21 protein-coding genes and 1 riboswitch are annotated in these 25,017 nt (G+C 64.0%); of the genes, 9 read left to right on the top strand and 12 right to left on the bottom strand.

The features are described 5' to 3' along the window. Positions 1–343: 343 nt before the first annotated feature. Positions 344–3,682, top strand: coding sequence for a carbamoyl-phosphate synthase large subunit (carB, locus tag ACK5L9_RS02705; protein WP_416909906.1), 3,339 nt, complete (start codon positions 344–346; stop codon positions 3,680–3,682). A 375-nt stretch (positions 3,683–4,057) separates the two neighbouring features. On the opposite strand, the gene ACK5L9_RS02700 is transcribed toward carB, so the two are convergent. From ACK5L9_RS02700 to ACK5L9_RS02690, 3 genes are read right to left on the bottom strand one after another with little or no spacing between them, the layout of a single operon-like run. Then, positions 4,058–4,750, bottom strand: coding sequence for an ATP-binding cassette domain-containing protein (locus ACK5L9_RS02700; protein ID WP_416909905.1), 693 nt, complete (start codon positions 4,748–4,750; stop codon positions 4,058–4,060). Beyond that, on the bottom strand, positions 4,743–6,278 hold the full coding sequence (locus ACK5L9_RS02695) for a thiamine/thiamine pyrophosphate ABC transporter permease ThiP (RefSeq protein ID WP_416909904.1): 1,536 nt from the start codon (positions 6,276–6,278) through the stop codon (positions 4,743–4,745). The genes ACK5L9_RS02700 and ACK5L9_RS02695 overlap by 8 nt, the downstream gene beginning before the upstream one ends. Then, positions 6,254–7,237 carry a thiamine ABC transporter substrate-binding protein gene (locus tag ACK5L9_RS02690; RefSeq protein ID WP_416909903.1) on the bottom strand — a complete coding sequence of 328 codons (984 nt, stop codon included), beginning with the start codon at positions 7,235–7,237 and terminating at the stop codon, positions 6,254–6,256. The genes ACK5L9_RS02695 and ACK5L9_RS02690 overlap by 25 nt, the downstream gene beginning before the upstream one ends. A gap of 32 nt (positions 7,238–7,269) precedes the next feature. Further along, a riboswitch (TPP riboswitch) is annotated at positions 7,270–7,368 on the bottom strand. A 68-nt stretch (positions 7,369–7,436) separates the two neighbouring features. Between ACK5L9_RS02690 and mutS the strand changes: the two genes are divergently transcribed. The 8 genes from mutS (at position 7,437) to phoB (ending at position 17,434) form a co-directional block, all read left to right on the top strand. Next, positions 7,437–10,073, top strand: a complete 2,637-nt coding sequence (mutS, locus tag ACK5L9_RS02685; RefSeq protein ID WP_416909902.1) for a DNA mismatch repair protein MutS — start codon at positions 7,437–7,439, stop codon at positions 10,071–10,073. Further along, positions 10,070–11,170: a chorismate synthase gene (gene aroC / locus ACK5L9_RS02680; RefSeq protein WP_416909901.1), complete on the top strand. Its 1,101-nt coding sequence runs from the start codon at positions 10,070–10,072 to the stop codon at positions 11,168–11,170. Before mutS ends, aroC begins: the two co-directional genes overlap by 4 nt. Positions 11,171–11,510: 340 nt before the next feature. Then, complete coding sequence (locus ACK5L9_RS02675) at positions 11,511–12,539, top strand: substrate-binding domain-containing protein (RefSeq protein ID WP_416909900.1); 1,029 nt, start codon at positions 11,511–11,513, stop codon at positions 12,537–12,539. A gap of 74 nt (positions 12,540–12,613) precedes the next feature. Further along, positions 12,614–13,819 carry a phosphate ABC transporter permease subunit PstC gene (gene pstC, locus ACK5L9_RS02670; protein WP_416909899.1) on the top strand — a complete coding sequence of 402 codons (1,206 nt, stop codon included), beginning with the start codon at positions 12,614–12,616 and terminating at the stop codon, positions 13,817–13,819. After that, positions 13,816–15,174 carry a phosphate ABC transporter permease PstA gene (pstA, locus tag ACK5L9_RS02665; protein ID WP_416909898.1) on the top strand — a complete coding sequence of 453 codons (1,359 nt, stop codon included), beginning with the start codon at positions 13,816–13,818 and terminating at the stop codon, positions 15,172–15,174. Before pstC ends, pstA begins: the two co-directional genes overlap by 4 nt. Before the next feature lie 20 nt (positions 15,175–15,194). Then, entirely contained in the window at positions 15,195–15,992 is a 798-nt protein-coding gene (gene pstB, locus ACK5L9_RS02660; RefSeq protein ID WP_416909897.1) for a phosphate ABC transporter ATP-binding protein PstB, read from the top strand. Between the two features lie 16 nt (positions 15,993–16,008). After that, positions 16,009–16,737: a phosphate signaling complex protein PhoU gene (gene phoU / locus ACK5L9_RS02655; RefSeq protein WP_416909896.1), complete on the top strand. Its 729-nt coding sequence runs from the start codon at positions 16,009–16,011 to the stop codon at positions 16,735–16,737. Between the two features lie 4 nt (positions 16,738–16,741). Next, a complete protein-coding gene (gene phoB, locus ACK5L9_RS02650; RefSeq protein ID WP_416909895.1) occupies positions 16,742–17,434 on the top strand; it encodes a phosphate regulon transcriptional regulator PhoB in 693 nt (230 codons plus the stop codon). 3 nt (positions 17,435–17,437) lie between these two features. Here the strand turns inward: phoB and ACK5L9_RS02645 are convergent, their stop codons facing one another. The 9 genes from ACK5L9_RS02645 to flgG form a co-directional block, all read right to left on the bottom strand. Then, positions 17,438–18,307 carry a ribokinase gene (locus ACK5L9_RS02645; protein ID WP_416909909.1) on the bottom strand — a complete coding sequence of 290 codons (870 nt, stop codon included), beginning with the start codon at positions 18,305–18,307 and terminating at the stop codon, positions 17,438–17,440. A 108-nt stretch (positions 18,308–18,415) separates the two neighbouring features. Further along, the gene (locus ACK5L9_RS02640) at positions 18,416–19,228 is read right to left on the bottom strand and encodes a cytochrome c1 (RefSeq protein WP_416909894.1); all 813 of its coding nucleotides are present in this window, start codon (positions 19,226–19,228) and stop codon (positions 18,416–18,418) included. Between the two features lie 12 nt (positions 19,229–19,240). Continuing rightward, on the bottom strand, positions 19,241–20,563 hold the full coding sequence (gene petB / locus ACK5L9_RS02635) for a cytochrome b (RefSeq protein ID WP_416909893.1): 1,323 nt from the start codon (positions 20,561–20,563) through the stop codon (positions 19,241–19,243). 14 nt (positions 20,564–20,577) lie between these two features. Further along, positions 20,578–21,138 carry a ubiquinol-cytochrome c reductase iron-sulfur subunit gene (petA, locus tag ACK5L9_RS02630; protein WP_416909892.1) on the bottom strand — a complete coding sequence of 187 codons (561 nt, stop codon included), beginning with the start codon at positions 21,136–21,138 and terminating at the stop codon, positions 20,578–20,580. A 367-nt stretch (positions 21,139–21,505) separates the two neighbouring features. Beyond that, positions 21,506–22,483, bottom strand: a complete 978-nt coding sequence (locus ACK5L9_RS02625) for a glycosyltransferase (protein ID WP_416909891.1) — start codon at positions 22,481–22,483, stop codon at positions 21,506–21,508. A gap of 69 nt (positions 22,484–22,552) precedes the next feature. Then, the gene (locus ACK5L9_RS02620; RefSeq protein ID WP_416909890.1) at positions 22,553–23,047 is read right to left on the bottom strand and encodes a hypothetical protein; all 495 of its coding nucleotides are present in this window, start codon (positions 23,045–23,047) and stop codon (positions 22,553–22,555) included. A 9-nt stretch (positions 23,048–23,056) separates the two neighbouring features. Then, positions 23,057–23,782 (bottom strand): flagellar basal body L-ring protein FlgH, encoded by a 726-nt coding sequence (flgH, locus tag ACK5L9_RS02615; RefSeq protein WP_416909889.1) that lies wholly within the window; start codon positions 23,780–23,782, stop codon positions 23,057–23,059. 28 nt (positions 23,783–23,810) lie between these two features. Next, positions 23,811–24,224, bottom strand: a complete 414-nt coding sequence (gene flgA, locus ACK5L9_RS02610; RefSeq protein WP_416909888.1) for a flagellar basal body P-ring formation chaperone FlgA — start codon at positions 24,222–24,224, stop codon at positions 23,811–23,813. Further along, the gene (gene flgG, locus ACK5L9_RS02605; RefSeq protein ID WP_416909887.1) at positions 24,224–25,009 is read right to left on the bottom strand and encodes a flagellar basal-body rod protein FlgG; all 786 of its coding nucleotides are present in this window, start codon (positions 25,007–25,009) and stop codon (positions 24,224–24,226) included. Before flgG ends, flgA begins: the two co-directional genes overlap by 1 nt. Positions 25,010–25,017: the final 8 nt, after the last annotated feature.

Below are 25,017 nucleotides of genomic sequence, written 5' to 3'. Positions count from 1 at the left end.
CTTTGGCGGCAGGCCCGACGGTGACGGCGACCGCCCACGTCGTAGCTTCGGCGGCAAACCCGGCGGTGACGGTGACCGCCCGCGCCGCAGCTTTGGCGGCAGGCCCGACGGTGACGGTGATCGCCCGCGCCGGAATTTCGGGCCCAAACCCTCGGGGGATGGGGCGCCGAAGGGGCGTGGGGGCAAGCCTTTTGGCAAGGGCGGGCCGCGCTCGGGCAAGCCGGGCGGGCGGCCGCGCGGCTAATCAGGTCACGATAAGCGCGGATCGCATCTTGCGTCCCCGCGCCCGGCAGCTATAACCCCGGACGATTTGCGCATTTCAACGAACGTCCGGGGGCTGGCCATGCCAAAAAGAACCGATATCAAATCAATCCTGATCATCGGCGCAGGGCCTATTGTCATCGGACAGGCATGCGAATTTGATTACTCTGGCGCTCAGGCTTGCAAAGCCCTGCGCGAAGAAGGGTATCGGGTGATTCTGGTCAACTCGAACCCGGCGACGATCATGACCGATCCGGAAATGGCCGACGCGACCTATATCGAACCGATTACCCCCGAGATCGTCGAAAAGATCATCGCAAAGGAACGTCCCGATGCCCTGTTGCCGACGATGGGCGGGCAGACCGGCCTGAACACCGCTCTGGCGCTGGCCGATGCGGGGGTTCTGAACCGCTATGGGGTAGAGTTGATCGGCGCTCAGCGATCAGCCATCGAAATGGCCGAGGACCGCAAGCTGTTTCGTGAGGCGATGGATCGGATCGGGCTGGAAAATCCGCGAGCGACCATCGTATCGGCCCCGAAGCTGGCGAATGGAAAATACGACATCGCGGTCGGCGTGGCCGGTGCCATCGATGCGCTTGAGGAAATCGGCCTGCCTGCCATCATCCGACCCGCCTTTACACTGGGCGGTACGGGCGGCGGCGTGGCCTATAATCGCGACGATTACGAACGGATCGTGCGGTCCGGGCTGGATGCCTCGCCCGTCGCGCAGGTTCTGATCGACGAAAGCCTGCTGGGCTGGAAGGAATACGAGATGGAGGTCGTGCGCGACCGCAACGACAATGCCATCATCGTTTGTTCCATCGAAAACGTCGATCCGATGGGCGTACATACCGGCGATTCGATCACCGTCGCACCTGCGCTGACCTTGACGGACCGTGAATATCAGCGGATGCGGAACGGCAGCATCGCCGTGCTGCGCGAAATCGGCGTGGAAACCGGTGGCTCGAACGTGCAATGGGCGATCAACCCTGCCGATGGGCGTATGGTCGTGATCGAGATGAACCCGCGCGTCAGCCGTTCATCCGCGCTGGCGTCCAAGGCAACGGGCTTTCCGATTGCCAAGATCGCGGCGAAACTGGCGGTGGGTTACACGCTGGACGAGCTGGACAATGACATCACGCGGGTCACTCCGGCCTCGTTCGAACCCAGCATCGACTATGTCGTGACGAAAATCCCGCGCTTTGCCTTCGAAAAATTTCCCGGCAGCAAGCCCGAACTGACCACCGCCATGAAATCGGTGGGCGAAGTGATGGCGATTGGCCGCAGCTTTCACGAATCACTGCAAAAGGCGCTGGCCTCAATGGAAAACGGCCTGACCGGGCTGGACGACATTGCCATCGAGGGGGCTGCCGAACAGGGTCGCCCCGCTGTCATTGCCGCCCTGTCGCGTCAGACCCCCGACCGCCTGCGCCTGATCGCCCAGGCCATGCGCCTAGGCCTGACCGATGACGACATCCAGCGGATCACCCATTTCGACCCGTGGTTCCTGTCGCGCCTTCGCGAGATCGTCGAGGCCGAGAATACCGTCCGCGACAACGGCTTGCCACGGGAACCCGAGGGGCTGCGCGCCCTGAAAATGATGGGCTTTACCGACGCGCGCCTTGCCACGCTGACCGGCCACGACGAAACCGACATCCGCCGCGCCCGCGCTGCTGCCGACATTCGCCCGGTGTTCAAGCGGATCGATACCTGCGCCGCCGAATTCGAGGCCCAGACCCCCTATATGTATTCTACCTACGAGGCCCCCGCGATGGGCGATGTGGAATGCGAAGCCCGGCCGAGCGATGCGAAAAAGGTGGTCATTCTTGGCGGTGGCCCGAACCGGATCGGGCAGGGGATCGAATTCGACTATTGTTGCTGCCATGCCTGTTTCGCGCTGACCGCAGCCGGCTATGAAACCATCATGGTCAACTGCAATCCCGAAACCGTCAGTACCGATTATGACACCTCGGACCGTCTGTATTTCGAACCGTTGACCCTGGAGCATGTGCTTGAAATCCTGCGCGTCGAACAGGAAAACGGCACGCTTCATGGCGTCATCGTGCAGTTCGGTGGGCAGACCCCGCTGAAGCTGGCCAACGCGTTGGAGGCAGAGGGGATCCCGATTCTTGGCACGTCGCCCGATGCTATTGACCTGGCCGAGGATCGCGAGCGTTTTCAGAAATTGCTGAACGATCTGGGCTTCAGGCAGCCGGTTAACGGCATTGCCAGCTCTGATGCGCAAGCCATTGAAATCGCAGAACGGATCGGTTTTCCGTTGGTCATCCGCCCGTCTTATGTGCTGGGTGGCCGCGCGATGGAGATCGTGCGCGACATGGATCACCTGAAACGCTATATCACCGAGGCGGTCAATGTTTCGGGCAAGAACCCGGTGCTGCTGGACAGTTACCTGACCGGCGCCATTGAGGTTGATGTGGACGCGCTGTCCGACGGTGAACATGTCCATGTCGCCGGGATCATGGAACATATCGAAGAGGCCGGGGTCCATTCCGGCGATTCGGCCTGTTCGCTGCCGCCGCATACGCTGGACCGTGCCACTATCAAGGAACTGAAACGCCAGACCACTGCGCTGGCCATTGGCCTGAATGTGAAGGGGCTGATGAATGTGCAATTCGCGCTGAAGGATTACGAAATCTACGTGCTTGAGGTGAACCCCCGCGCCAGCCGCACCGTGCCTTTCGTCGCCAAGGCCACTGATTGCGCCATCGCCTCGATTGCCGCTCGCCTGATGGCGGGTGAGCCGATGTCGAATTTCCCCGCGCGCGATCCTTACCCCGAAGGCGTCGGCCCCGAGGATGACCTGCCCTTCGCCGATCCGCTGACGCTGGCCGATCCGATCACGCCGTGGTTTTCGGTGAAAGAGGCGGTGTTACCCTTTGCCCGCTTCCCAGGCGTCGATACGCTGCTTGGCCCCGAGATGCGGTCCACCGGCGAGGTGATGGGCTGGGACCGCAACTTTCCGCGCGCATTTCTGAAAGCCCAGCTTGGCGCGGGCACCACCCTGCCGCATCAGGGGCTGGTATTCATCTCGGTCAAGGATGCCGACAAGACCGGGGCGCTGGCCCATGCTGCCAGTGATCTGTGCGCGATGGGTTTCGGGATTGTCGCGACCAGTGGAACGGTCGATTTCCTGTCGGCCCACGGGGTGACGTCGCAACGTGTCAACAAGGTGTACGAGGGTCGTCCCAACATTGTGGATCGCCTGAAAAACAACGAGATCGCGATGGTGCTGAACACGACCGAGGGTGCGCAGGCCATCGCCGATTCCCGCGAAATCCGCGCGGTCGCGCTGTATGACAAGATCCCGTATTTCACCACTGCCGCCGGCAGCATCGCCGCCGTCGCCGCGATCCGGTCGCGCGAAGAGGGTGAAGTCGGGGTCAGGTCGTTGCAGGCGTGACAGTGACCATGGGCGCAGCACCAGCGTCAAATCAGAAAGTCAAAGCCAGACAACAAGATCAGATAAAAGTCGCCAGGCTTTACCAACGCCCCCGGTGATTGCCCCATATCCACCGTCAGACCCGAGCCGTAACTTGTCACGGGTTTCGGACACCGGGTCTGCCGCCGCCCAGGGGGCAGTCGGTTGCTGGCCCGGCGCGCTTTGCACTGGCTTCCGGGCCGGGAAAGCGATCACTTTGTCGGGCTATAACCGTTCGATTTAACGCTGATCCTGCGCAGATTTTGTCATCAGGAACCGCTTTCGTCGGCTGTACCTGCGGCAAGATCGGGCTGTCCGGGTCGGGTCATCTGAGGCGAGATCGGCTCTGCCGGTGCGTCAGCCCAGATAGGCTCGCAGGCCTGGCGGCGGGTTGTCCAGCAGCGGGCCGGTCGGGGTAGGGGGATGAGCGGCTCCGGCTTCGATCAGGATCGTTTCCGGGGCTAGGCTGCGGGCATCCTGCGGATCATGCGTCACCATGAGGACGGTGGCCTTGGTGTCGGCTGCGATACCGGCCAGCAGCTCCAGCATCCCGGATTTCAGCGCCGGACCAAGGGCGGCGAAGGGCTCGTCCAGCAACAGGACGGGGCGGCTGCGCAGCAGCACGCGGGCCAGTGCGACGCGGCTTTGCTGGCCGCCCGACAGGCTGGCGGGGCGGCGCGGGCCCATTCCCGACAGGCCCACCTGTTCCAGAGCCCCGGCGACCCGGCGGTGCTGGTCGCGGTCAAGGCGCAGGTCGGGGCGCAGGCCAAGACCTATATTTTGTGCAACTGTCAGGTGGGGAAACAGATTGTGGTGTTGAAACAGGAAAGAGATCGGCCGCTGGCCCGGCGGCAGGTCGGTGATGTCCTGCCCGTTCCACAGGATTCGCCCGCGGTCAGGTGCCAGAAACCCGCTGATCAGCGCCAGCAGCGTCGATTTTCCCGCCCCCGATGCGCCGATGATCGCGACGCGCGCGGCCTGCGGGATCGTCATATCCGCGCGCAGGGTGAAATCGTCCTGCGTCAGGGTGATGTCGTGCAGTTCAAGCAAGTCTGCCTCCCCGGTCGAACAGCCAGAACAGGCCGAAACTGATCGCCATCAGCAGCACTGCGCAGGCCGAGGCGTCCGCCATGCGATAAGAGTTCATCAACTGGTACAGCTTCAACGGCAGGGTCGGGCGATCGCTGGCGAACAGGGTGATCACCCCCAGATCGCCCATGGCCAGCGCGGCGGCCAGCCCCCCCGAAAACCCCAGCGGACGGGCCAGCCGGGGCAGCGTCAGAAGGCGCAGCCGCGCCCCACCGCGCATGTCCAGCGCATCGGCCAGCCGACCGTAATCAGCCTGCAGAATCAGCGCCGCAGGGATCATGGCGCGCAGGCCGAAGGGCAGGGCCATGACGGCATTGATTGCCACAGTGACGGGCAGGGCCAGCGCCTCGGTGGCAAACCAGCCGCGCAACAGGATGAACAGCCCGGTCCCCAGGACCAGCGGCGAGGCGATCAGAGGCAGCATCCCGGCAGCCTCGACCCACCGCGCGGCACCCTGCGCAATGGCCAGTGCCAGTGTCAGGCCCAGGATCATCGCCAGCCCCGCCGAGGCCAGCGCCATCGCCACCGATCGCGCAGCCGCCGCCCAGACCTCGGGCGGCAGGGTGTGGATATTTGGAATGCCCTGTATGGTCACGGCGGCGATGGGCCATAACAGAAAACCGGCGGCCAGCCCGATGACCAGCGTATCGCCGGCGCGTCTCCAGCCCGGAGGGGCGGGGGGCATGCGGATATTGTCCAGCCCCGCGCCGAAACCCGCCGGCACCGCGATCCTGCGGGTCAGCAGCAGCGCGGCAATGCAAAGCCCGATCTGCATCAGCCCCAGCATCGCTGCCCGTCCCAAATCGAAATCAAAGCGGAATGCCTGATAGATTGCCAGTTCGACCGTGGTGGCCGATGGCCCTCCGCCAAGGGCAAGCGCCACGGTGAACGAGGTCAGGCAAACCAGAAACACCGCCAGCCAGGCCCCCGGCAGCACCTCGCGCAGCATCGCGCATTCCAGATGCCGGGCGACGTCGCGCGGGCCGAAGCCAAGGCTTTCAGCCAGCCGGAACCGTTCGGCCGGGATCGTCTGCCAGCCTTGCAGGATCAGCCGCACCGACAGCGGCAGGTTGAAGAACACATGCGCAAGGATCACCCCCTGCCAGCCATAGATGCTGAACTCTGACAGGCCCATGGTGCGCAACCCGTCATTGATCGCGCCGTTGCGACCAAAGACGGCGATCAGCCCCATGATCGCCACGATCACCGGCAGGATGAAGGGTGCCCCCAGCAATGTGACAAGCGCGGCCCGCCCGGCAAAGCGCCGCCGCGCCAGCGCGCGTGCCACCGGCACCGCCAGCCCGGCGGACAGCGCCGCCGACAGCGCCGCCTGCCACAGCGTGAACCACACGGCCCGCCAGTCCCAAGGCCCAAGCCCCGACAGGCCACGCGCCTGCCAGGCGACGGCGGCCAGAGTGCCCAGAACCAGCGCCGCCAGCCCCGTCGCGACGGCTGGCCCCGGCCTCACCCTGAAAACGCCCGCAGCCATTCATCCAGTGCCGGTTTGCGCAAGGCCTCGGCCTCGTCCTCGGAATAGAACAGCGTCTTGCCGGGTCTGGGCAGGTCGCGCATGACCTGTGGCCATTCTTCTTGCGACAGTTTCGCGGGCAGAGACCAGTTGGCCAGCGGGATCAGGCGCTGAAAATCCGGGGTCAGGATCCAGTCCATGAATTGCTGTGCCAGCTTGGGCTGATCGGTTCCCTTCAACTGCGCGGCCAGTTCGGCCATGAAATAATGCCCTTCGGCAAAGATGGCGGCATGTTTGGTCGCGTCGCCCTCGGCCTCGATGTGATAGGCGGGCGAGGTGGTATAGGACAGAACCATATCAGCCTCGCCCGAGGTGAACATGCCATAGCTTTCGGACCAGCCTTTTGTCACGGTCAGCACCTTGGGGGCCAGCTTTGCCCATGCTTCGGGTGCCCGGTCGCCATAGACGGCCTTGACCCAAAGCAGCAGCGCCAGGCCGGAAATCGACGAGCGCGGATCCTGAATGACGATCTTCAGATCGTCGGGTGCGTCCAGCAATTCGTCAAAGCTGCGCGGCGGGTTGGCTGTGCGGGTCTCGTCATAGATGAACGCGGTTTCGCCCCAGTTATAGGGCAGGAAAACCGGATCGCTCCATTCGACCGGCAGGGACATGCCGGAAATGTCCTGCCCGTGCGCCGCGAACAGCCCCGAGGCGCGGGCGCGCGCCGTCACGTCGGTGTTCAGGCCAAAGACGATATCGGCGGGGCTGCTTTCGCCCTCCATCAGGATCCGGGGCAGGATGTCGCCGGTCACGAATTTCAGATCGCAGTTGCAAAAGGCTTCGAATCCTTTCTCGATCTGCGGGCCGGGGCCCCATTCGCTTGCGATATAGTCACCGGCATAGACGGTCAGAACGGGCTTGTCCTGCGCGGCGGCAGGGTCTGCTGCCAGCAGGGCAAGGGCAATCATTCGGATTTTCATCGCTGTGCCTCCTTTCATCAGAGTTACGAAAGAAAGGGCAGCGAAACCTTCCCTCCGCCGGCGTTAACCGGATCAGGTTCAACGGGTCCGCAAATGCGTCTCAGCCTATAATGGCACCCCGAGGTAAGGGTGAATGTAGAGGTTTCACCGGCGCGCGCAAGCGGTTAGAAACGCCCCGAGGCAGAGGCAAGGGACGGCGATGAGCGATCAGCCCACTCCGATGATGGCGCAGTATCTGGCGATCCGCGAGGCAAACCCCGGTGCGCTGCTGTTCTATCGCATGGGCGATTTCTACGAGATGTTCTTTGACGACGCCGTTGCTGCTGCGGCGGCGCTGGACATCGCGCTGACGAAACGCGGCACCCATCAGGGCGAACCGATCCCGATGTGCGGCGTGCCGGTCCATGCCGCCGAAAGCTATCTGCTGACGCTGATCCGCAAGGGTTTTCGCGTGGCCATTGCCGAACAGATGGAGGATCCGGCCGAGGCCAAAAAACGCGGCGCGAAATCGGTCGTGGCGCGCGATGTGGTGCGGCTGGTCACGCCCGGTACCCTGACCGAGGAATCGCTGCTAGAGGCGCGGCGGCACAATTTTCTGGCTGCCTTTGCAGTGGTGCGCGACGACAGCGCGCTGGCTTGGGTCGATATTTCGACCGGGGCCTTTCAGGTGATGGACTGCCCGCTGCCGCGACTTGCGCCGGAACTGGCCCGGCTTGCGCCCCGCGAATTGCTGGCCACCGATGGGGCGGGGCTTGACGATCTGGCCGCCGAGGCCGGGGCGGCGCTGACCGGCCTGTCCCCCGGTGCCTTCGACAGCGCGGCGGGGGCGCGGCGGCTGTCTGCGCTTTACGGGGTCGAGACGCTGGACGGGTTCGGCAGCTTTACCCGCGCCGAGATGTCGGCGATGGGGGCGATCGTCGATTACCTTGAGATGACGCAAAAGGGCAATCTGCCTCTGATGCGTCCGCCTGCGCGCGAAAGGGCGGGCGGGGCGATGCAGATCGACGCTGCCACGCGCCGCAATCTGGAACTGACGCAGGCGCTGTCGGGCGGGCGCGACGGATCGCTGCTGCATGCCATCGACCGGACGGTGACGGCGGCGGGGGCGCGGCTTCTGGAACGCCGGATCAGCGCGCCGGCCCGCGATCTGGCGCTGATCCATGCCCGGCAGGACGCAGTGGCGGGGCTGGTCGATGACGCGCGCCTTGCCGCCGATCTGCGGGATGCGCTGTCCCGCGTGCCCGACATGGACCGTGCCCTGTCGCGTCTGGCGCTGGACCGGGGCGGGCCGCGGGATCTGGCGGCGATCCGGGCCGGTCTGACGCAGGGCGCGCGCATTGCCACGCGGTTCCCGGCAGATGCTGCCGAAGTGCTGCTTGGGGCCGTGCGGGATTTGACGGGGCACGACGCCCTGATTGACCTTCTGGATGACGCGCTGGTGGCCGAACCGCCGCTGCTGGCCCGCGATGGCGGCTTTGTCGCCCCCGATTACGACGCCGATCTGGACCAGACCCGCAAGCTGCGCGACGAGGGGCGCGGCGTGATCGCCGGGATGCAGGCCGAATATGCCGCGCTGGCCGGGGTGCAAAGCCTCAAGATCAAGCACAACAACGTTCTGGGCTATTTCATCGAAACCACGGCGACCCATGCCGAAAAGATGCTGGCCCCGCCGCTGTCGGAAACCTTCATCCACCGCCAGACCACCGCCAACCAGATCCGCTTTACCACGGTCGATCTGTCGGAACTGGAAACCCGCATCCTGAATGCCCGCGACCGCGCGCTGGAGATCGAGCGCGAAATTTTTGCCCGCCTGCGCGCCGCCGTGCTGGAGCGCGCAGCGCCAATCGGACAGGCCGCCCGCGCGCTGGCCGAAATCGACCTGGCGGCGGCTTTTGCCGATATCGCCACGGGCGAGGGATGGACCCGCCCCCGCGTCGATGACAGCCGCGCCTTCGTGATCGAAGGCGGGCGGCACCCGGTTGTCGAACGCGCGCTGCGGCGCAAATCCGAGGCTTTCGTGGCAAATGACTGCGACCTGACTGACGGCGACACGCCGGCGATCTGGCTGCTGACCGGTCCGAACATGGCGGGCAAATCCACCTTCCTGCGCCAGAACGCGCTGATTGCCGTTCTGGCGCAGGCCGGCGCGTTCGTGCCCGCGCGCCACGCCCATATCGGCATGGTCAGCCAGTTGTTCAGCCGCGTGGGTGCCGCCGACGATCTTGCGCGGGGACGCTCTACCTTCATGGTGGAAATGGTCGAAACCGCCGCGATCCTCAATCAGGCCGACGATCACGCGCTGGTGATCCTTGACGAGATCGGGCGCGGTACGGCGACCTGGGACGGGCTGTCCATCGCCTGGGCGGTGATGGAACATCTGCATGCCACCAATCGCTGCCGCGCGCTGTTCGCCACCCATTATCACGAGATGACGGCCCTGACCGCCCGGCTTGATGGGGTGGAAAACGCCACCGTCGCGGTCCGCGAATGGGAGGGCGAGGTGATCTTTCTGCACGAGGTCCGCAAGGGCGCGGCGGATCGCAGCTATGGCGTGCAGGTGGCGCGGCTGGCCGGTCTGCCCGCCAGTGTTGTGGATCGCGCGCGCGAGGTTCTGGACGCGCTGGAATCGGGCGAACGCGAGGGGGCCGCACGGCCCGCCGCCCTGATCGACGACCTGCCGCTGTTCCGCGCCGCCCCCCCGGCACCTGCGCCCGCGAAACTGAAATCCAGCCCTCTGGACGCGCGCATGAAAGACGTGCATCCCGACGCCATGTCCCCGCGCGAGGCGCTGGATCTGATCTATGAACTGAAGGCCCTGACCGGAGAAAACGCATGAGCTTCAACACCTTTGGCCGCGAATTCCGGTTCACCACCTGGGGCGAAAGCCACGGCCCCGCCCTTGGCGCGACGGTTGATGGCGTCCCGCCCGGCATCGACTTGGACGAGGCATTCATCCAGCAATTCCTGGACCGTCGCCGCCCCGGCACCAGCAAGCACACCACCCAGCGCCGCGAGGCGGATCAGGTGCGCATCCTGTCGGGCCTGTTCGAGGGCATGACCACCGGCACCACGCTGCAACTGCTGATCGAAAACACCGATCAGCGCAGCAAGGATTACGGCGAAATCGCCCACAGTTTCCGCCCCGGCCATGCAGACATCACCTATCATCTGAAATACGGCATCCGCGACTATCGCGGTGGCGGGCGGTCATCCGCGCGCGAGACGGCGGCGCGGGTCGCGGCGGGGGGCGTGGCGCAGGCCGTGCTGCGCAGGTTGCTGCCGGACCTGCGCATCACCGGCTACATGGTGCAGATGGGCGCGTTGCATCTGGATCGCGCGCGGTTCGATTTGTCGGCGATTCCCGGAAATCCGTTCTTCCTGCCCGACACTGCGGCGGCGCAGGAGTGGTCCGATTATCTGGACGGGATCCGCAGGGACCAGAACAGCGTCGGCGCCGCCGTCGAGGTTCTGATCCAGGGCTGCCCGCCCGGTCTTGGCGCGCCGGTTTATGCCAAGCTGGACACCGATCTGGCCGCCGCGATGATGTCGATCAACGCGGTGAAGGGCGTCGAGATCGGCGAGGGCATGGCGGCCGCTGCCCTGACCGGCACCGCGAATGCCGACGAAATCCGCATGGGGCCGGATGGCCCGCAATTCCTGTCGAACCATGCCGGCGGCATCCTTGGCGGTATCTCGACCGGGCAGGACATTGTGGTGCGGTTTTCGGTTAAACCGACCAGTTCCATCACCACCCCGCGCCGCACGATCAACGACCGTGGCCAAGAGGTCGAGCTGATCACCAAAGGCCGCCACGACCCCTGTGTCGGCATTCGGGCTGTCCCCGTGGCCGAAGCCATGGCCGCCTGCGTGATCCTGGACCATCTGCTGATGGACCGCGCCCAGACCGGCGGACAGCGCGGGCGGATCGGCTAAGCAGGATTTCCGAAAGGTGGATGCCGGTTTTCGGATAAAAATCCCGCGAAATCAAAAAGCCTAAGCAGGCATTCGTGGGCGAAGGTGCGAGTATCTGCCTGGCGCGTTTTCAAGGTGATCCAGACGGTAAAGGCGCGGCGATGTTTTCAGCAGGACGCGCTGAAACAAGGCGTAACCCTGACGGCAGCCCAGAGATCGGGGCATTTTTTTTTACGTCACCGGGAATAATCTGCGCCGCCGAACGTCATCCGATTGTCACATAACTTTCGTAAGAGCGTCACGTGGCCCCGATAGATGACCACCAGCCCGCTTGGGGCAAAGATTGTTTCAGGAGAGATCCATGACCACCGTCAAGTTCACCGTTTCGGCGCTTGCCGTGATTGCTGCCTCGGCCACCGCTGCCGCCGCGCGCGACCAGATCCAGATTGCCGGTTCGTCCACCGTGCTGCCCTATGCGACGATCGTTGCCGAAGCCTTTGGCGAAAATACCGATTTTCCGACGCCAGTTGTGGAATCGGGCGGCTCGTCTGCCGGTCTCAAGAAATTCTGTGAGGGCGTGGGGGATAACACCATCGACATCGCCAATTCCAGCCGCAAGATCAAAGACAGCGAGATTCAGGCCTGCGCCGCTGCTGGCGTGACCGAGATCGTCGAGGTGCGCATCGGCTATGACGGCATCGTCTTTGCCAATGCCGCTGCCGGTCCGGATTTCGCCTACACGCCCGCAGACTGGTTCAACGCGCTGTCGGCCAAGGTCGTCAGGGACGGCAAGATTGTCGATAACACCGCGACCAACTGGCATGATGTCAATCCCGACCTGCCCGATCAGGAAATTCTGGCCTTCGTGCCCGGCACCAAGCACGGCACCCGCGAGGTGTTCGAGGACAAGGTGATCCTTGCGGGTTGCGAGGATTCAGGCGCGATGGAGGTTTTCAAGGCCGAACTGGGCGATGAGGACAAGGCCAAAGAGGCCTGCATGACTCTGCGCACCGATGGCCGTTCGGTCGATATCGACGGCGATTATACCGAGACACTGTCGCGAATCGGCAGTGACCCCCACGGCATCGGCGTCTTTGGCCTGTCCTTCTATGAGAACAACATGGACAAGCTGAAAGTCGGCACCATGTCGGGCGTCACCCCCTCGACCGAGACCATCGCCTCGGGCGATTATCCGGTGTCCCGCCCGCTGTATTTCTATGTGAAGAAACAACATGTCGGCACGATCCCCGGCCTTGAGGAATTCGCCCAGTTCTTCGTGGCCGACGAACTGGCCGGCCCTGATGGCCCGCTGGCGGAATACGGGCTGGTGTCCGATCCCGAACTGGCCGCGACGCAGGAAGCCGTCGCGAACCTGACCACGCTGCAATAACCCCGGCAGCGGGCGACGCGGTTGATCCGCGTTGCCCGCCTTTCCCGTCCCACGCCATCCCGCGAGGAAATCACATGCCGTTGTCCTGGGCGTTGATCGCAAGCCTGATCCTGGCCTTCGCCGGCTATATGGTCGGTCGCAGCCGGGCCTTTGCCGCCGCTGGCAGCGATGTGCGCAACCTGCACAGTCGGCCGGTCTATCACGGTTCTCTTGTCGCGCTGTCGGCGCTGTTGCCGGCCTTGGCCGTCATGACGGCCGGGGCGCTGCTGCGGATGCAGGGAATTGTCCCGGCGGAAAGTGGCAGCATCGTCGGTCTGGCCGCCCTTGCCGCCGCCGTGGCCGGACTGGGCCGGGGCGTGACGCGAATCGAGGCGGGCTTTCAGGCCCGCAATGCGGTCGAGAGGATCGTTCTGGGTCTGCTGATCCTGTGTTCGACCATCGCCATCCTGACCACTGCCGGGATCGTTCTGTCGATGCTGTTCGAGACCGGGCATTTCTTTCAGAAATACAGTTGGAGCCAGTTCTTCCTTGGCACGGAATGGACCCCGCGTTTTCAGGGCAACTCGAAACTGGGGATCATCCCGCTGATCTGGGGCACGCTGTATATCAGCCTGATTGCACTGCTGGTTGCCGTTCCCATCGGCCTGTTCGCCGCGATCTACATGTCGGAATATGCCAGCCAGCGGGTGCGCGGCATCGCCAAACCCGCCATCGAGGTTCTGGCCGGGATCCCCACCATCGTCTATGGCCTTTTTGCGCTGGTGACGATCGGGCCGATGCTGCGCGACCATTTCTCCAGTCCGCTGGGGCTGGGCAATTCCGGCTCGTCCGTGCTGACCGCCGGTCTGGTGATGGGCATCATGCTGATCCCGTTCGTCAGTTCCCTGTCCGACGACATCATCAATGCGGTGCCGCAAAGCCTGCGCGACGGCGCGTTGGGCATGGGCTCGACCCCGTCCGAGACGATCCGCCAGGTCGTTCTGCCCGCCGCGCTGCCCGGCATTGTGGGGGCCATCCTGCTGGCCGCCAGCCGCGCCATCGGCGAGACGATGATCGTCGTGCTGGGGGCCGGGGCCGCCGCAAGGATGAGCCTGAACCCGTTCGAGGCGATGACCACCATCACCGTCAAGATCGTCAGCCAGTTGACCGGCGACAACGACTTTGCCGCGCCTGAAACGCTGGTTGCCTTTGCCCTTGGGTTGACGTTGTTCGTCATTACGCTGGGGCTGAACATTGTCGCACTGTATATCGTGCGCAAATATCGCGAGCAGTACGAATGACCGATTTCCCCATGCCCGCCGACCTGTCCGCAGCCGACACGCGGAAACCCTCGCTTCTGGCACCCGATGCCCGGATGCGCCGCCGGAATGCCGCCGAGAAACGGTTCCGCATCTATGGTGCCACGGCCATCGGAATCGCCTTGCTGGCGCTGATCCTGCTGATGGCAACGATCCTGCGCGACGGGACGGCTGCGTTCCGCCAGACCTATCTGTCGATCCCGGTCGCGCTGGATGCCGCGAAGCTGGATCCAAAGGGCAACCGCGATCCTGCCCAGATGGCCAAGGTGCTGACGCTCAGCTATGGCAAGGTTCTGGACAGCGCGGTCGAAACCGCCGTCGCCGATAACGGCATTCAGATCGGGGGGCTGTCCAAAAAGGACATCGACAATCTGGTTTCGAAAGAGGCATCCGCGCAGCTGCGCAACCGGGTGCTGGCCAATCCCCAGCTGATCGGTCAGACGGTCGAGGCCGATGTCCTGGTGAATGGCCGGGTGGATGGATATTTCAAGGGCCGCGTGACCATGGCCAGCGCGGCGACCGACAGCAACACCTCGCCCCGGCAATTGCGGCTTGCCGATGCGCTGAAGGACAAGGGACTGCTGGAAACGCGGTTCAACTGGAATTTTGTTACCAATCCCGATGCTTCTGATCAGCGCCCCGAGGCGGCCGGTGTGGGCGTGGCGATCCTTGGTTCGTTTTACATGATGTTGGTGGTGCTGTTCGTGGCTGTTCCGGTCAGTGTCGCGGCCTCGATCTATCTTGAGGAGTTTGCGCCCAAAAACCGCTGGACCGACATTATCGAGGTAAATATCTCGAACCTTGCCGCCGTTCCCTCGATCGTGTTCGGCATTCTCGGCCTTGCCGCCTTCATCAACTTTGCCGGTCTGCCGCAATCGGCACCAATTGTCGGGGGGCTGGTGCTGACGCTGATGACGCTGCCCAGGATCATCATTCCCGCCCGCGCCGCGCTGAAGGCGGTGCCCCCTTCGATCCGCGATGCGGCGCTTGGGGTGGGCGCGTCAAAGATGCAGTCGGTCTTTCACCACGTCCTGCCGCTGGCAATGCCCGGCATTCTGACCGGTACGATCATCGGTCTGGCGCAGGCTTTGGGCGAGACCGCGCCGTTGCTGCTGATCGGCATGGTCGCCTTTGTGCGCGAATATCCCGCCGCGCCGCCCGAAGGGCTGTTCGATCCTGCCTCGGCCCTGCCGGTGCAGATCTATAGCTGGACGCAGCGCGCCGATCCGGCCTTTATCGAACGGGCCTCGGGCGCGATCATCGTCCTTCTGGTCTTTCTGCTGTGCATGAACCTGCTGGCCATCTGGCTGCGCCGCAAGTTCGAACGCCGCTGGTAATCTTGCCAAAGGAGGCAAACATGTACGACATGAAGCAAGTGGAGAGCATCGTGGCTCAGGATGACATCAAGATCGCCGCGCGGAAGGTGCAGGTCCATTACGGCGACAAGCACGCCCTCAAGGATGTCGATGTGGACATTCTGGACAAGACCGTGACCGCCTTCATCGGCCCCTCGGGCTGCGGAAAATCGACTTTCCTGCGTTGCATCAACCGCATGAATGACACCATTCCCATCTGCCGGGTCGAGGGCAGGATCACGTTGGACGGCGAGGATGTTTATGACCGCCGCGTCGATCCGGTGCAGTTGCGTGCCAAGGTCGGCATGGTCTTTCAGAAGCCGAACCCCTTCCCCAAGTCGATCTTTGACAATGTGGCCTATGGCCCGCGCATCCACGGCCTTGCCCGCAACCGCGCCGAACTGGAAGATATCGTCGAAAAGGCGCTGCGTGGCGCGGCCCTGTGGAACGAGGTCAGGGACCGTCTGGGCGAACCCGGCACCGGCCTTTCAGGTGGTCAGCAACAGCGCCTGTGCATTGCCCGCGCCGTCGCCACCTCGCCCGAGGTGCTGTTGATGGACGAACCCTGTTCCGCGCTGGACCCCATCGCCACCGGCCAGATCGAAGAACTGATCGACCAGTTGCGTCAGGAATTTTCCGTGGTGATCGTTACCCACTCCATGCAGCAGGCCGCCCGCGTCAGCCAGAAGACCGCGTTTTTCCATCTGGGCAATCTGGTGGAATATGGCGACACCGACACCATCTTTACCAAGCCCAGGGATTCACGGACCGAATCCTATATCTCGGGCCGCATCGGCTGATCGAGGAGCTGCAGGAATGACTAACCGGGACAGACATATATCCTCGGCCTTCGACCGGGATCTTGAGGCGATTCAGGCGCTGGTCGTCAAGATGGGCGGCATGGTCGAGGCGGCCATTCTGGACGCGGCGACCGCGCTGGAAACCCGCGACGAGGAACTGGCCGAAGAGGTGCGCCGCCGCGATAAGGCCATCGACCAGATGGAGGCGCAGATCAACGAAGAGGCCGCCCGCCTGATCGCCCTGCGCGCGCCTACCGCCACCGATCTTCGCATGGTGCTGGCGGTGATGAAGATCGCCGCCTCGCTGGAAAGGGTGGGCGACTATTCCAAGAACATGGCCAAGCGGACGCATGTGCTGTCGCAACTGCCCGCGATCAGCGGCGCGGGCATGGCGCTGCGCCGGATGAGCCAGACGGTCAGCCGCATGATGCAGGACGCGCTGGATTGTTACATTCGCCGCGATACCGATCTTGCCCATGACGTGCGCCACCGCGATCTTGAGGTGGATCAGATGTATAACGCCCTGTTCCGCGAATTTCTGACGCATATGATGGAGGATCCGCGCAACATCACTGCCTGCATGCAGTTGCATTTCATCGCCAAGAATGTCGAACGGATGGGCGACCACGCCACCGCGATCGCCGAACAGGTGATCTATCTGGTGACGGGCGAACTGCCCGACGATGCCCGCCCGAAATCCAGCAGCGTGCCGTTCGAAGGCGCGGTCGGCACCGGCAAGGGATAGGAACATGACAGCACGACAGGCCCCTTGCGTATTGGTCGTCGAAGACGAGGGCGCGCAGCGCGAGGTTCTGCGATACAATCTTGAGGCCGAAGGCTTTCAGGTCGTCGTCGCTGAAAATGGCGAGGATGCGCTGCTGCTGATGCAAGAGGAACAGCCCGATCTGGTCGTGCTGGACTGGATGCTGCCAAAGGTCAGCGGCATCGAGGTCTGCCGCCAGATCAAGGCCGATCCGGCGACGCGCGGTGTGCCGATCATCATGCTGTCCGCCCGGACCGAAGAACCCGACCGTGTACGCGGGCTGGAAACCGGGGCCGACGATTATGTCGTCAAGCCCTATTCCGTGGTCGAACTGATGGCACGCCTGCGGACCCAGTTGCGCCGCACCCGCCCCGCCACCATGGGCGAAAGGCTCAGTTTTCAGGACATTATCCTTGACGCCGCCGAACATCGGGTATTTCGCGGGGGCCAGCCCCTGCATCTTGGCCCGACCGAGTTCCGGCTGTTATCCACGCTGATGGAAAAGCCGGGCCGCGTCTGGACGCGCGAACAATTGCTGGACCGCGTCTGGGGCCGCGACATCTATGTCGATACGCGGACCATTGACGTTCATGTTGGTCGGTTGCGCAAGGCGCTGATGGCCAATGGCGGCGACAACCCGGTCCGCACGGTGCGCGGCACGGGTTATGCGCTTGGGTGATCGTCAGGCCGACATGAAGGCCGTCACCTCGGACAGGGACGGGATCGCGTCGCCCGCGCCGGGCCGCGTGACCTTCAGCGCCGCCGCCGCCGATGCCAGACGCAGCGCATCGGCAATGGTGTCGCCGCGATCCAGCGCCGCCGCGAAATAACCCGCGAATGTGTCGCCCGCGCCGGTCGTATCGACCGCAGTGACCGGAAAGGCGGCCTGCCGGTGGGTTTCGCCGCTGCGCAGATCGCGATATTCGGCCCCGTCGCCGCCGCGCGTGATCAACAGCCCCTCGACCGGCAGATCTCCGGGCAAGGCGGCGAAAAGCTGTTCCGCCTCACCCGCGTTCATCGCCAGAACCGAGACATGGCCGATCACCGCCTGCACCGCCTGCACGTCGAAGGGCGCAGCCGAATAGATCACCCGCGCGCCCGCCGCACGGGCGATCCGCGCGGCCTCGGCCTGACAGCTGGTTTCATTCTGCATCAGCAGCGTGTCGCCTGGCGCGATGCGGACAAGAGCAAGCTCCAAATCGGCGGCGTCAAGTGCCCGGTTCGCGCCGGGGTGGATGATGATCGAATTTTCGGCCTCGCTGTCCAGCAGGATGATCGCATGGCCCGTCGCCTGATCCGCCAACCGCCGGATCCCGTCGGTCAGGATGCCGGCACCCGCCAGCCGGTCCAGAACCCAGTCATCGCCTGTTCCTGTCGCGCCCAGATGCCGGGTTTCCGCCCCGGCCCGCGCCGCCGCCAACGACTGATTGGCCCCCTTGCCACCCAATCCAACGGAATAGCCGCCCGCTGCCAGCGTTTCACCGGGCCGCGGCAGATGCGGCAGGTGATAGACATGGTCGATATTGATCGAGCCCAGATTCCAGATTGCCATCATGTTCCTTTCGTTTCGACGGTATCAGACCAGCCCCCTTCTGGCTTGTCCAACGAAAAACGCGCGCCCCTGGGGGCGCGCGTTGATCCTTGAGTGCCGACCAAAGGGTCAGCCATGCAGGTGCTTGCCCTTGTGAGGTGCCCACAGCCGCTTGTTGGTCAGATACAGCAGCGCAGTCAGCACGATCAGCATCAGCACGGCGCTGAAACCCACGGCCTTGCGGTTCATCAACTTTGGCTCGGCCGTCCACATCAGAAAAGCCGACACATCGCGCGCCATCTGATCGACCGTGGCGGGCGTGCCGTCCTCATAGGTGATCAGATCGTCCGACAGCGGCGGCGGCATGGCAATATGGCCGGTCGAGAAGGCGGTGTTCTCATAGAAAACGCTGCCCGCCTGTTCCATTTCCTCGCCGGTATAGCCGGTCAGGATCGCGTGGATATATTCCGGCCCGCCAATGCCGCGAAGGAACTGGTTGATGCCGGTGCCGAGGGGGCCGTGAAAACCCGCGCGGGCCTTGGCCATCAGCGACAGATCCGGACCCATGCCATCGCCATGGACCGCCGGGAAATGGTCGGTCGGCAGGCGGGTGCGGTCTTCGCCGCTGTCGGCATCGGGAATCTCGGCCAGATTCGCGGCAAAGGCGCGAACCTGATCCTCGGGCAGGGCCGGGCCACCCACGTCGTGAAGCGTGCGGATCGGGACGAATTTCAGCCCATGGCAGGCCGCGCAGACCTCGGTATAGACCTGAAGGCCGCGCTGAAGCTGCATCTGGTCATATTTGCCGAACGGTCCCTCAAAGCTGAACGAGATGTCCTCGACATGGCCACCCTCGGCCGCCATCGCCGCGCCGGGCAGCAGCGCCGCCACGGCCATTCCCAGGGCCGCAACGGCCGAGAGCGTCTTGGTTCTCAGGGTCATCAATGGCACTCCTTATTCGGCCGGATGCGCTTTGGCGCCATAGTGATCGTTGAAATCTGCCTCGATTGTCGCGGGCATCGGATCGGGCTTTTCGGTCACACCCAACAGAGGCAGGATGACCAGGAAATAGCCGAACCAATAGGCCGCGCCGGCCAGGGCGATATAGGGATAGATGCCCTCGGCGGGTTGTGCGCCAACCCAGGTCAGGATCACGAAATCCGCCGCCAGCAGCCAGAACCACCACTTGAACAGCGGACGGTAACGGCCCGAACGTACGCGGCTGGTATCCAGCCACGGCACCAGCGCCAGCACCAGAATCGCGCCGAACATCGCGATCACGCCAAAGAACTTGGCGTCGATGATGCGGAAGCTCAGCCAGTTGACCAGTTGCACGACCCAGACATCGGCGGTGAAGGCGCGCAGGATCGCATAGAAGGGCAGGAAATACCATTCCGGCACGATATGGGCGGGCGTCGCCAGCGGGTTCGCCTCGATATAGTTGTCGGGGTGGCCCAGAAAGTTCGGCATGAAGCCGACAATGGCAAAGAACACGACCAGAATCAGCGACAGCGCGAACAGATCCTTGATCACGAAATAGGGCCAGAAGGGCAGGGTGTCTTTGGCGGCCTCTTCCTTGCTGCCGCGCCGCACCTCGACCCCGGTGGGGTTGTTGTTTCCGGTGGTGTGGAAGGCCCAGATATGGACGATCACCAGTGCCGCTATCACGAAGGGCAGCAGGTAATGCAACGAGAAAAAGCGGTTCAGCGTCGCATTATCGACCGCCGGTCCGCCCAGAAGCCAGGTCTGGATCGAAGGCCCGATGCCCGGAATCGCGCCGAACAGGCCGGTGATCACCGTCGCGCCCCAGAAGGACATCTGACCCCAGGGCAGCACATAGCCCATGAAGGCGGTACCCATCATGCACAGATAGATCAGCATGCCGACGATCCATGTCACCTCGCGCGGGGCCTTGTAGCTGCCATAGTACAGGCCGCGGAAGATGTGGATATAGACAGCAAGAAAGAACAACGAGGCGCCGTTGGCATGCAGATAGCGCAGCATATAGCCGCCATTCACGTCGCGCATGATATGTTCGACGCTGGCGAAAGCCTGGGTGACATGCGGCGTGTAATGCATCGCCAGAACGATGCCGGTGACGATTTGCAGCACCAGACAGAAGGCCAGGACGATGCCCCAGATCCACCACCAGTTCAGGTTCCTCGGGGTGGGGATCATCAGCGTGTCATAGATCAGGCTGATCGCCGGAAGGCGGCGGTGCAGCCAACGCTCGAAGCCCGTTTTGGGCTCGTAATGGTCGTGTGGGATACCGGCCATGCGTAAAGCCCTCCTCAGCCCAGCTTGATGGTCGTGTCGTCGAGAAACTCGGCGACGGGAATGTGCATGTTCTCGGGCGCGGGGCCACGGCGGATGCGGCCTGCCGAATCATAGTGTGATCCGTGGCAGGGGCAGAACCAGCCGTCGAAATCGCCGGCGCCGTCGCCCATCGGCACGCAGCCCAGATGCGTGCAGACCCCGATCATGACCAGCCATTCGCCAGCCTCATCCAGCGTGCGGTTCTGGTCCAGCGCGGGCTCGCCCGGCTTGTTGGGGTTTTCGGCATTCTGGTCGATCAGCTCGTTCAGTTGAACGGCGCGGCCTTCCTGAATTTCCTGTTCGGTCCGGCGGCGGATGAACACGGGCTTGCCCAGCCATTTGACGGTCAACTGGGTGCCAACCTCGATGCCGCTGACATCGACCTGGATCGACGACAGCGCCTGCACGTCGGCCGAGGGGTTCATCTGGTTCACAAGGGTCCAGGCGGCAGCACCAGTGGCGACCGCTCCTGCGCCCGCCGTGGCAAAGTAGAGGAAATCCCTCCTGGTGCCTACGTGATCATCTGCGTGGGACACGGGTCATTCTCCAATTCGGGCCGGGCGCGCCGGCCGATACGATAATCCGGGCCGCGTTTGATCGCAGCCTTCGCGCAGGCGGTTCTAGCGTTCAAATCCGCGTCAGTCCAGCGGGTACGCCTTGACCTTGTGGCTACGAAAGACCGCATTGTTGAAAATTTGTCGCGCCGGACGGAGATTGCTTGGGCGCATTTGTCGCAGCAAGGCCCGTGGTTTGCGCAGGCGGGATGCCCGGACCGGCAGGCGGGGCAGCAGCGCTGGCAGGCGATTCCCGCCGCACGGACCCGGATCACAGCGGTTAGCCGGGGGGCGCGGGCAGGGATGCCGGGAAGGAACCATGAGTTTACCATACCGTTCCGTATAATTTTTATTTCCGGCGATCCGCCGCACCCGATCGGTCAGCGCGCCGCAACCTGCCCAACGCCGCTGCGGCATAGAAGGCCGATGTGCCCGGACACGTGTGGCGATAGAGGCCCAGCCTGTACAAGGCGCGGGCGGCCAGCGGGCCGGGCATGTCCAGCGCCTCGCCAAACCTGTCCAGAATCGCGCGGTTTGCGGGTGTCAGCAGCGCGCGCGCACCATCCAGCGCCGCGTGGTTAGACCGCAGCCATCCCCCGTAGTTGCCCTGAAACAACCTTCCCAGCCGCAGCGCCATCGCGCGGGCCGTGTCGTTCCGCCCCATCTCGCTGTCGCCATGCTGTCGGTAGTACAGCACCGGCTCGGGGTCGTGGATCAGGGTCGCGCCCGCACCCGCCATCAGTTGATAGGCCCACCAGTCATGCGATTCGATCCCAGCCGCGCGCGCCGGTTCCAGCCCTTGCTTCAGCAAGGCAACCGCCTGCGGATTGAAGACCGAGGTATTGCCGGCCATGCAGGCCTGAATCAGCGCGTTGCGAAAGCCGAACGGCCGGACAAAACGGCGGGATTCGGTCAGAACCTGCAATTGCTCATCGCAGATGAGGGTGCGGGCGGCGTAATGCGCCGGACCAGCGACCGGCGCAAGCGCGCTGACCGCACGCTCCAGTTTGGTGTCGAACCAGACATCGTCCTGATCACAGAATGCGGCAATCGAATTTTCCGGTGTAATCCCAAGAAGATGAAGGAAATTCCGTGTGGCACCCGCCTGCGGCCCGGCCACCAGACGGACCTGCCCGTCAGGCCGTGACGCCGCGAATGCGGTGACGATTCCCAGGGTTCCATCGGTGGAACCGTCATCCGAAACGATCAGCGACCAGTTCCCATGGCTTTGCGCCGCAAGGCTGGCAAGCTGCGGCTCAAGGAACTGCGCGCCCTGAAAGGTCGCCAGAAGGATGGCGATATGCGGCTGGGATCGGGTCGGGCACATGGCAAACGGTCCTTCGGGCATCCGCGAACCTGATGCCGCGCGGCGGGGGGCGACGCAAGGGCCGGGGCGTCATAACCTGTCCTGGCGGGCGATATCCTCGATCAGAACCGCCTTGACGGTGTCGCCCCCGGCGTCGCGGGCGGCCTTCAGCAGATGTTCGCGCAGTGGGCGCAGCTTGCCCTCGGCCGTGAAATTGCCGTCGAAGCCGCCGGTATTCGCAGCGATCATCAATTGCCGCAACAGCGCGTCGCGCAGCCGGTGTTCAAGCTGGCCCAGCCTTCCCAGCTCGCTTTGGGTGGTTTCCAGCGACAGGGTCAGGATCATCAATGCGCCCATATCGCCGTTGCGGACCATCGGCACGAAGAACTGGTTCGAAAAGGTGAACCAGCCCGGTGCGCCATCGGACCCGGCCGTATGAACGGCTTTCTCGACCGCCGGGTCGGCGGGTTGTTCTGCCTCTGCGGTTTCGTCGGCCGGAGGTTCAGGGCGCAGCATGTCGCCGCCGAAGGCCCCGCCGATCAGGGCGGTCAGCGGCAGCAGCAGCATCAGGATTTTCTTCAGCATGGGGGATCCTCAGTAGGGCAGAAGGATGTCGGCGATCTGCTGGCCATAGCGTGGCTGCTGCACATCGCTGATCTGGCCGCGCCCGCCGTAAGAGATGCGCGCCCCCGCGATGCGGTCATAGGCAATCTCGTTCTTGCGGTCGATATCGGCAGGGCGGACAAAGCCGCTGACGGTCAGTTCGCGCAGCTCAAAGTTGACGCGAACCTCTTGCGTGCCCTCGATCTGCAGCGTGCCGTTTGGCAATGTGTCCACCACCGTCGCCGCCACCCGCAGCGTCAGCTTGTCCCGGCGCGAGATATTTCCGGCGCCCTTGTAGGCCGAAGACGATTTCGCCTCGGCCAGATCGTCGAAACTGGCACCATCGGGCAGCTTTCCGGCAAGACGCTGCGGGATGCCGACCATCGAGGGGATCGACAGGTTTTCGGCGGCGTTGCGTGACCGGCCCGAGGTATTGCTGATCTCGGCGCGGTCGTCGATCTCGATCACCACGGTCAGGATGTCCCCGCGGGTTGCGGCACGGCGGTCGCTGACCAGCGACGAATGCGTCCCCGCCCAGAGCGAGGCCGCGGCCTCGGGTCGGCCGGAATCGACCGGAATTTCCAGCGGCGGATTGATCATTGCCGAAAACTCGCCGCTTTGACGCGGATCGGTCAGATCAGGCGTCTGCCCCAGATCGGCCGCCCGGTTGCATGCGCCCAGCATCAGCGCCACGCAGAGAAAATGGATAGGTTTCATGCGGATTCGTCCTTTCGCCCGGCCCGGTTCAATTCGCGACAGAGACGGTGCCGTCGGGATTGACGCGGGCGGTGATGGTGTTGCGCGATTCCAGGTTCATCACCCGCACCAGATCGCCAGCCGCGCCTTCCTCCAGCGCGCGCCCGTCCGAGGTGATGCGCAAGGCGCCGCGCTGAAAGGACAGCCGCACCAATTGGTTGCGGCTGATCAGCCGGGGGGCCTGCAGCAGGCTGGTCTGGATCGGGCGGCCCTCGAAGATGGTGATCCGCGTTTGCAGGCCGATGGCCTGAGACGGGTCGGTCAGGCCGGGAACAGGGCCGTCGTGAACGCGAAGATCCGCAGCGGTGATGACGGTGCCTGCGGGCAGTGTGCGTGCGGCGGCCAGCCCGCCGGCCATCGCCGGCAGGGGCAGCAGCGCCATGATGACCAGTAGAATCCGCATCAGCGCACCTGTACCGTCGCGCCCATCATCTGATCGGCGGCAGTAATGACCTTGGCGTTCAGTTCGTATCCGCGCTGCGCCTTGATCAGTTCGGTGATCTCGCGCACCGCATCGACCGAGCTTTCCTCAAGATAGCCCTGCCGCAGAATGCCCAGCCCTTCCTGTCCGGGGTTCACGACGCGCGGGGCGCCCGAGGCGGGGGTTTCCAGAAACAGGTTCGAGCCCATCGCCTCCAGCCCCTTTTCGTTGACAAAGCCAGCCAGCGTCAGTTGACCCAGTTGTTCCGGCTCGACCCGGTCGTTGAAATAGGCGTAAACCTCGCCCCCCGCATTGATCGAGATCGAGCGCGCGTCCTCGGGGATGGTGATGCCCGGCGCGACCGGATAGCCATCCGAGGTCACGATTTGCCCGTCGGGCGATCGTTTCAGCCCGCCGTCGCGCGTATAGCCCGAAATCCCGGATGGCAGCGTCACCTCAAGATAGCCGTCGCCGTCGATGGCCAGATCCAGATCGCCGCCGGATGCGACCAGTGACCCCTGTTCCAGATTGATCGACACAGCGGTCGGCCGGACGCCAAGGCCAAGCTGGACCCCCGCCGGGATCACCGTGCCGTCGGCGGCGCTTACACTACCCGGACGCGTGGCCTGCTGATATTGCAGATCGGCGAATTCGGCGCGCCGGGCGTTATAGCCGGTGGTGGACATGTTGGCGAGGTTGTTCGAGATGACCTCGACGCGGGTTTGCTGCGCACTCATGCCGGTGGCAGCGATCTGAAGCGCTCTCATGGCGGTTC

The sequence above is a fragment of the Paracoccus sp. (in: a-proteobacteria) genome, from assembly GCF_047973135.1.
GTDB lineage: Bacteria > Pseudomonadota > Alphaproteobacteria > Rhodobacterales > Rhodobacteraceae > Paracoccus.
The sequence above is the reverse complement of the archived record's forward strand: the minus strand, read 5'-3'. Positions and strand labels throughout refer to the sequence as shown.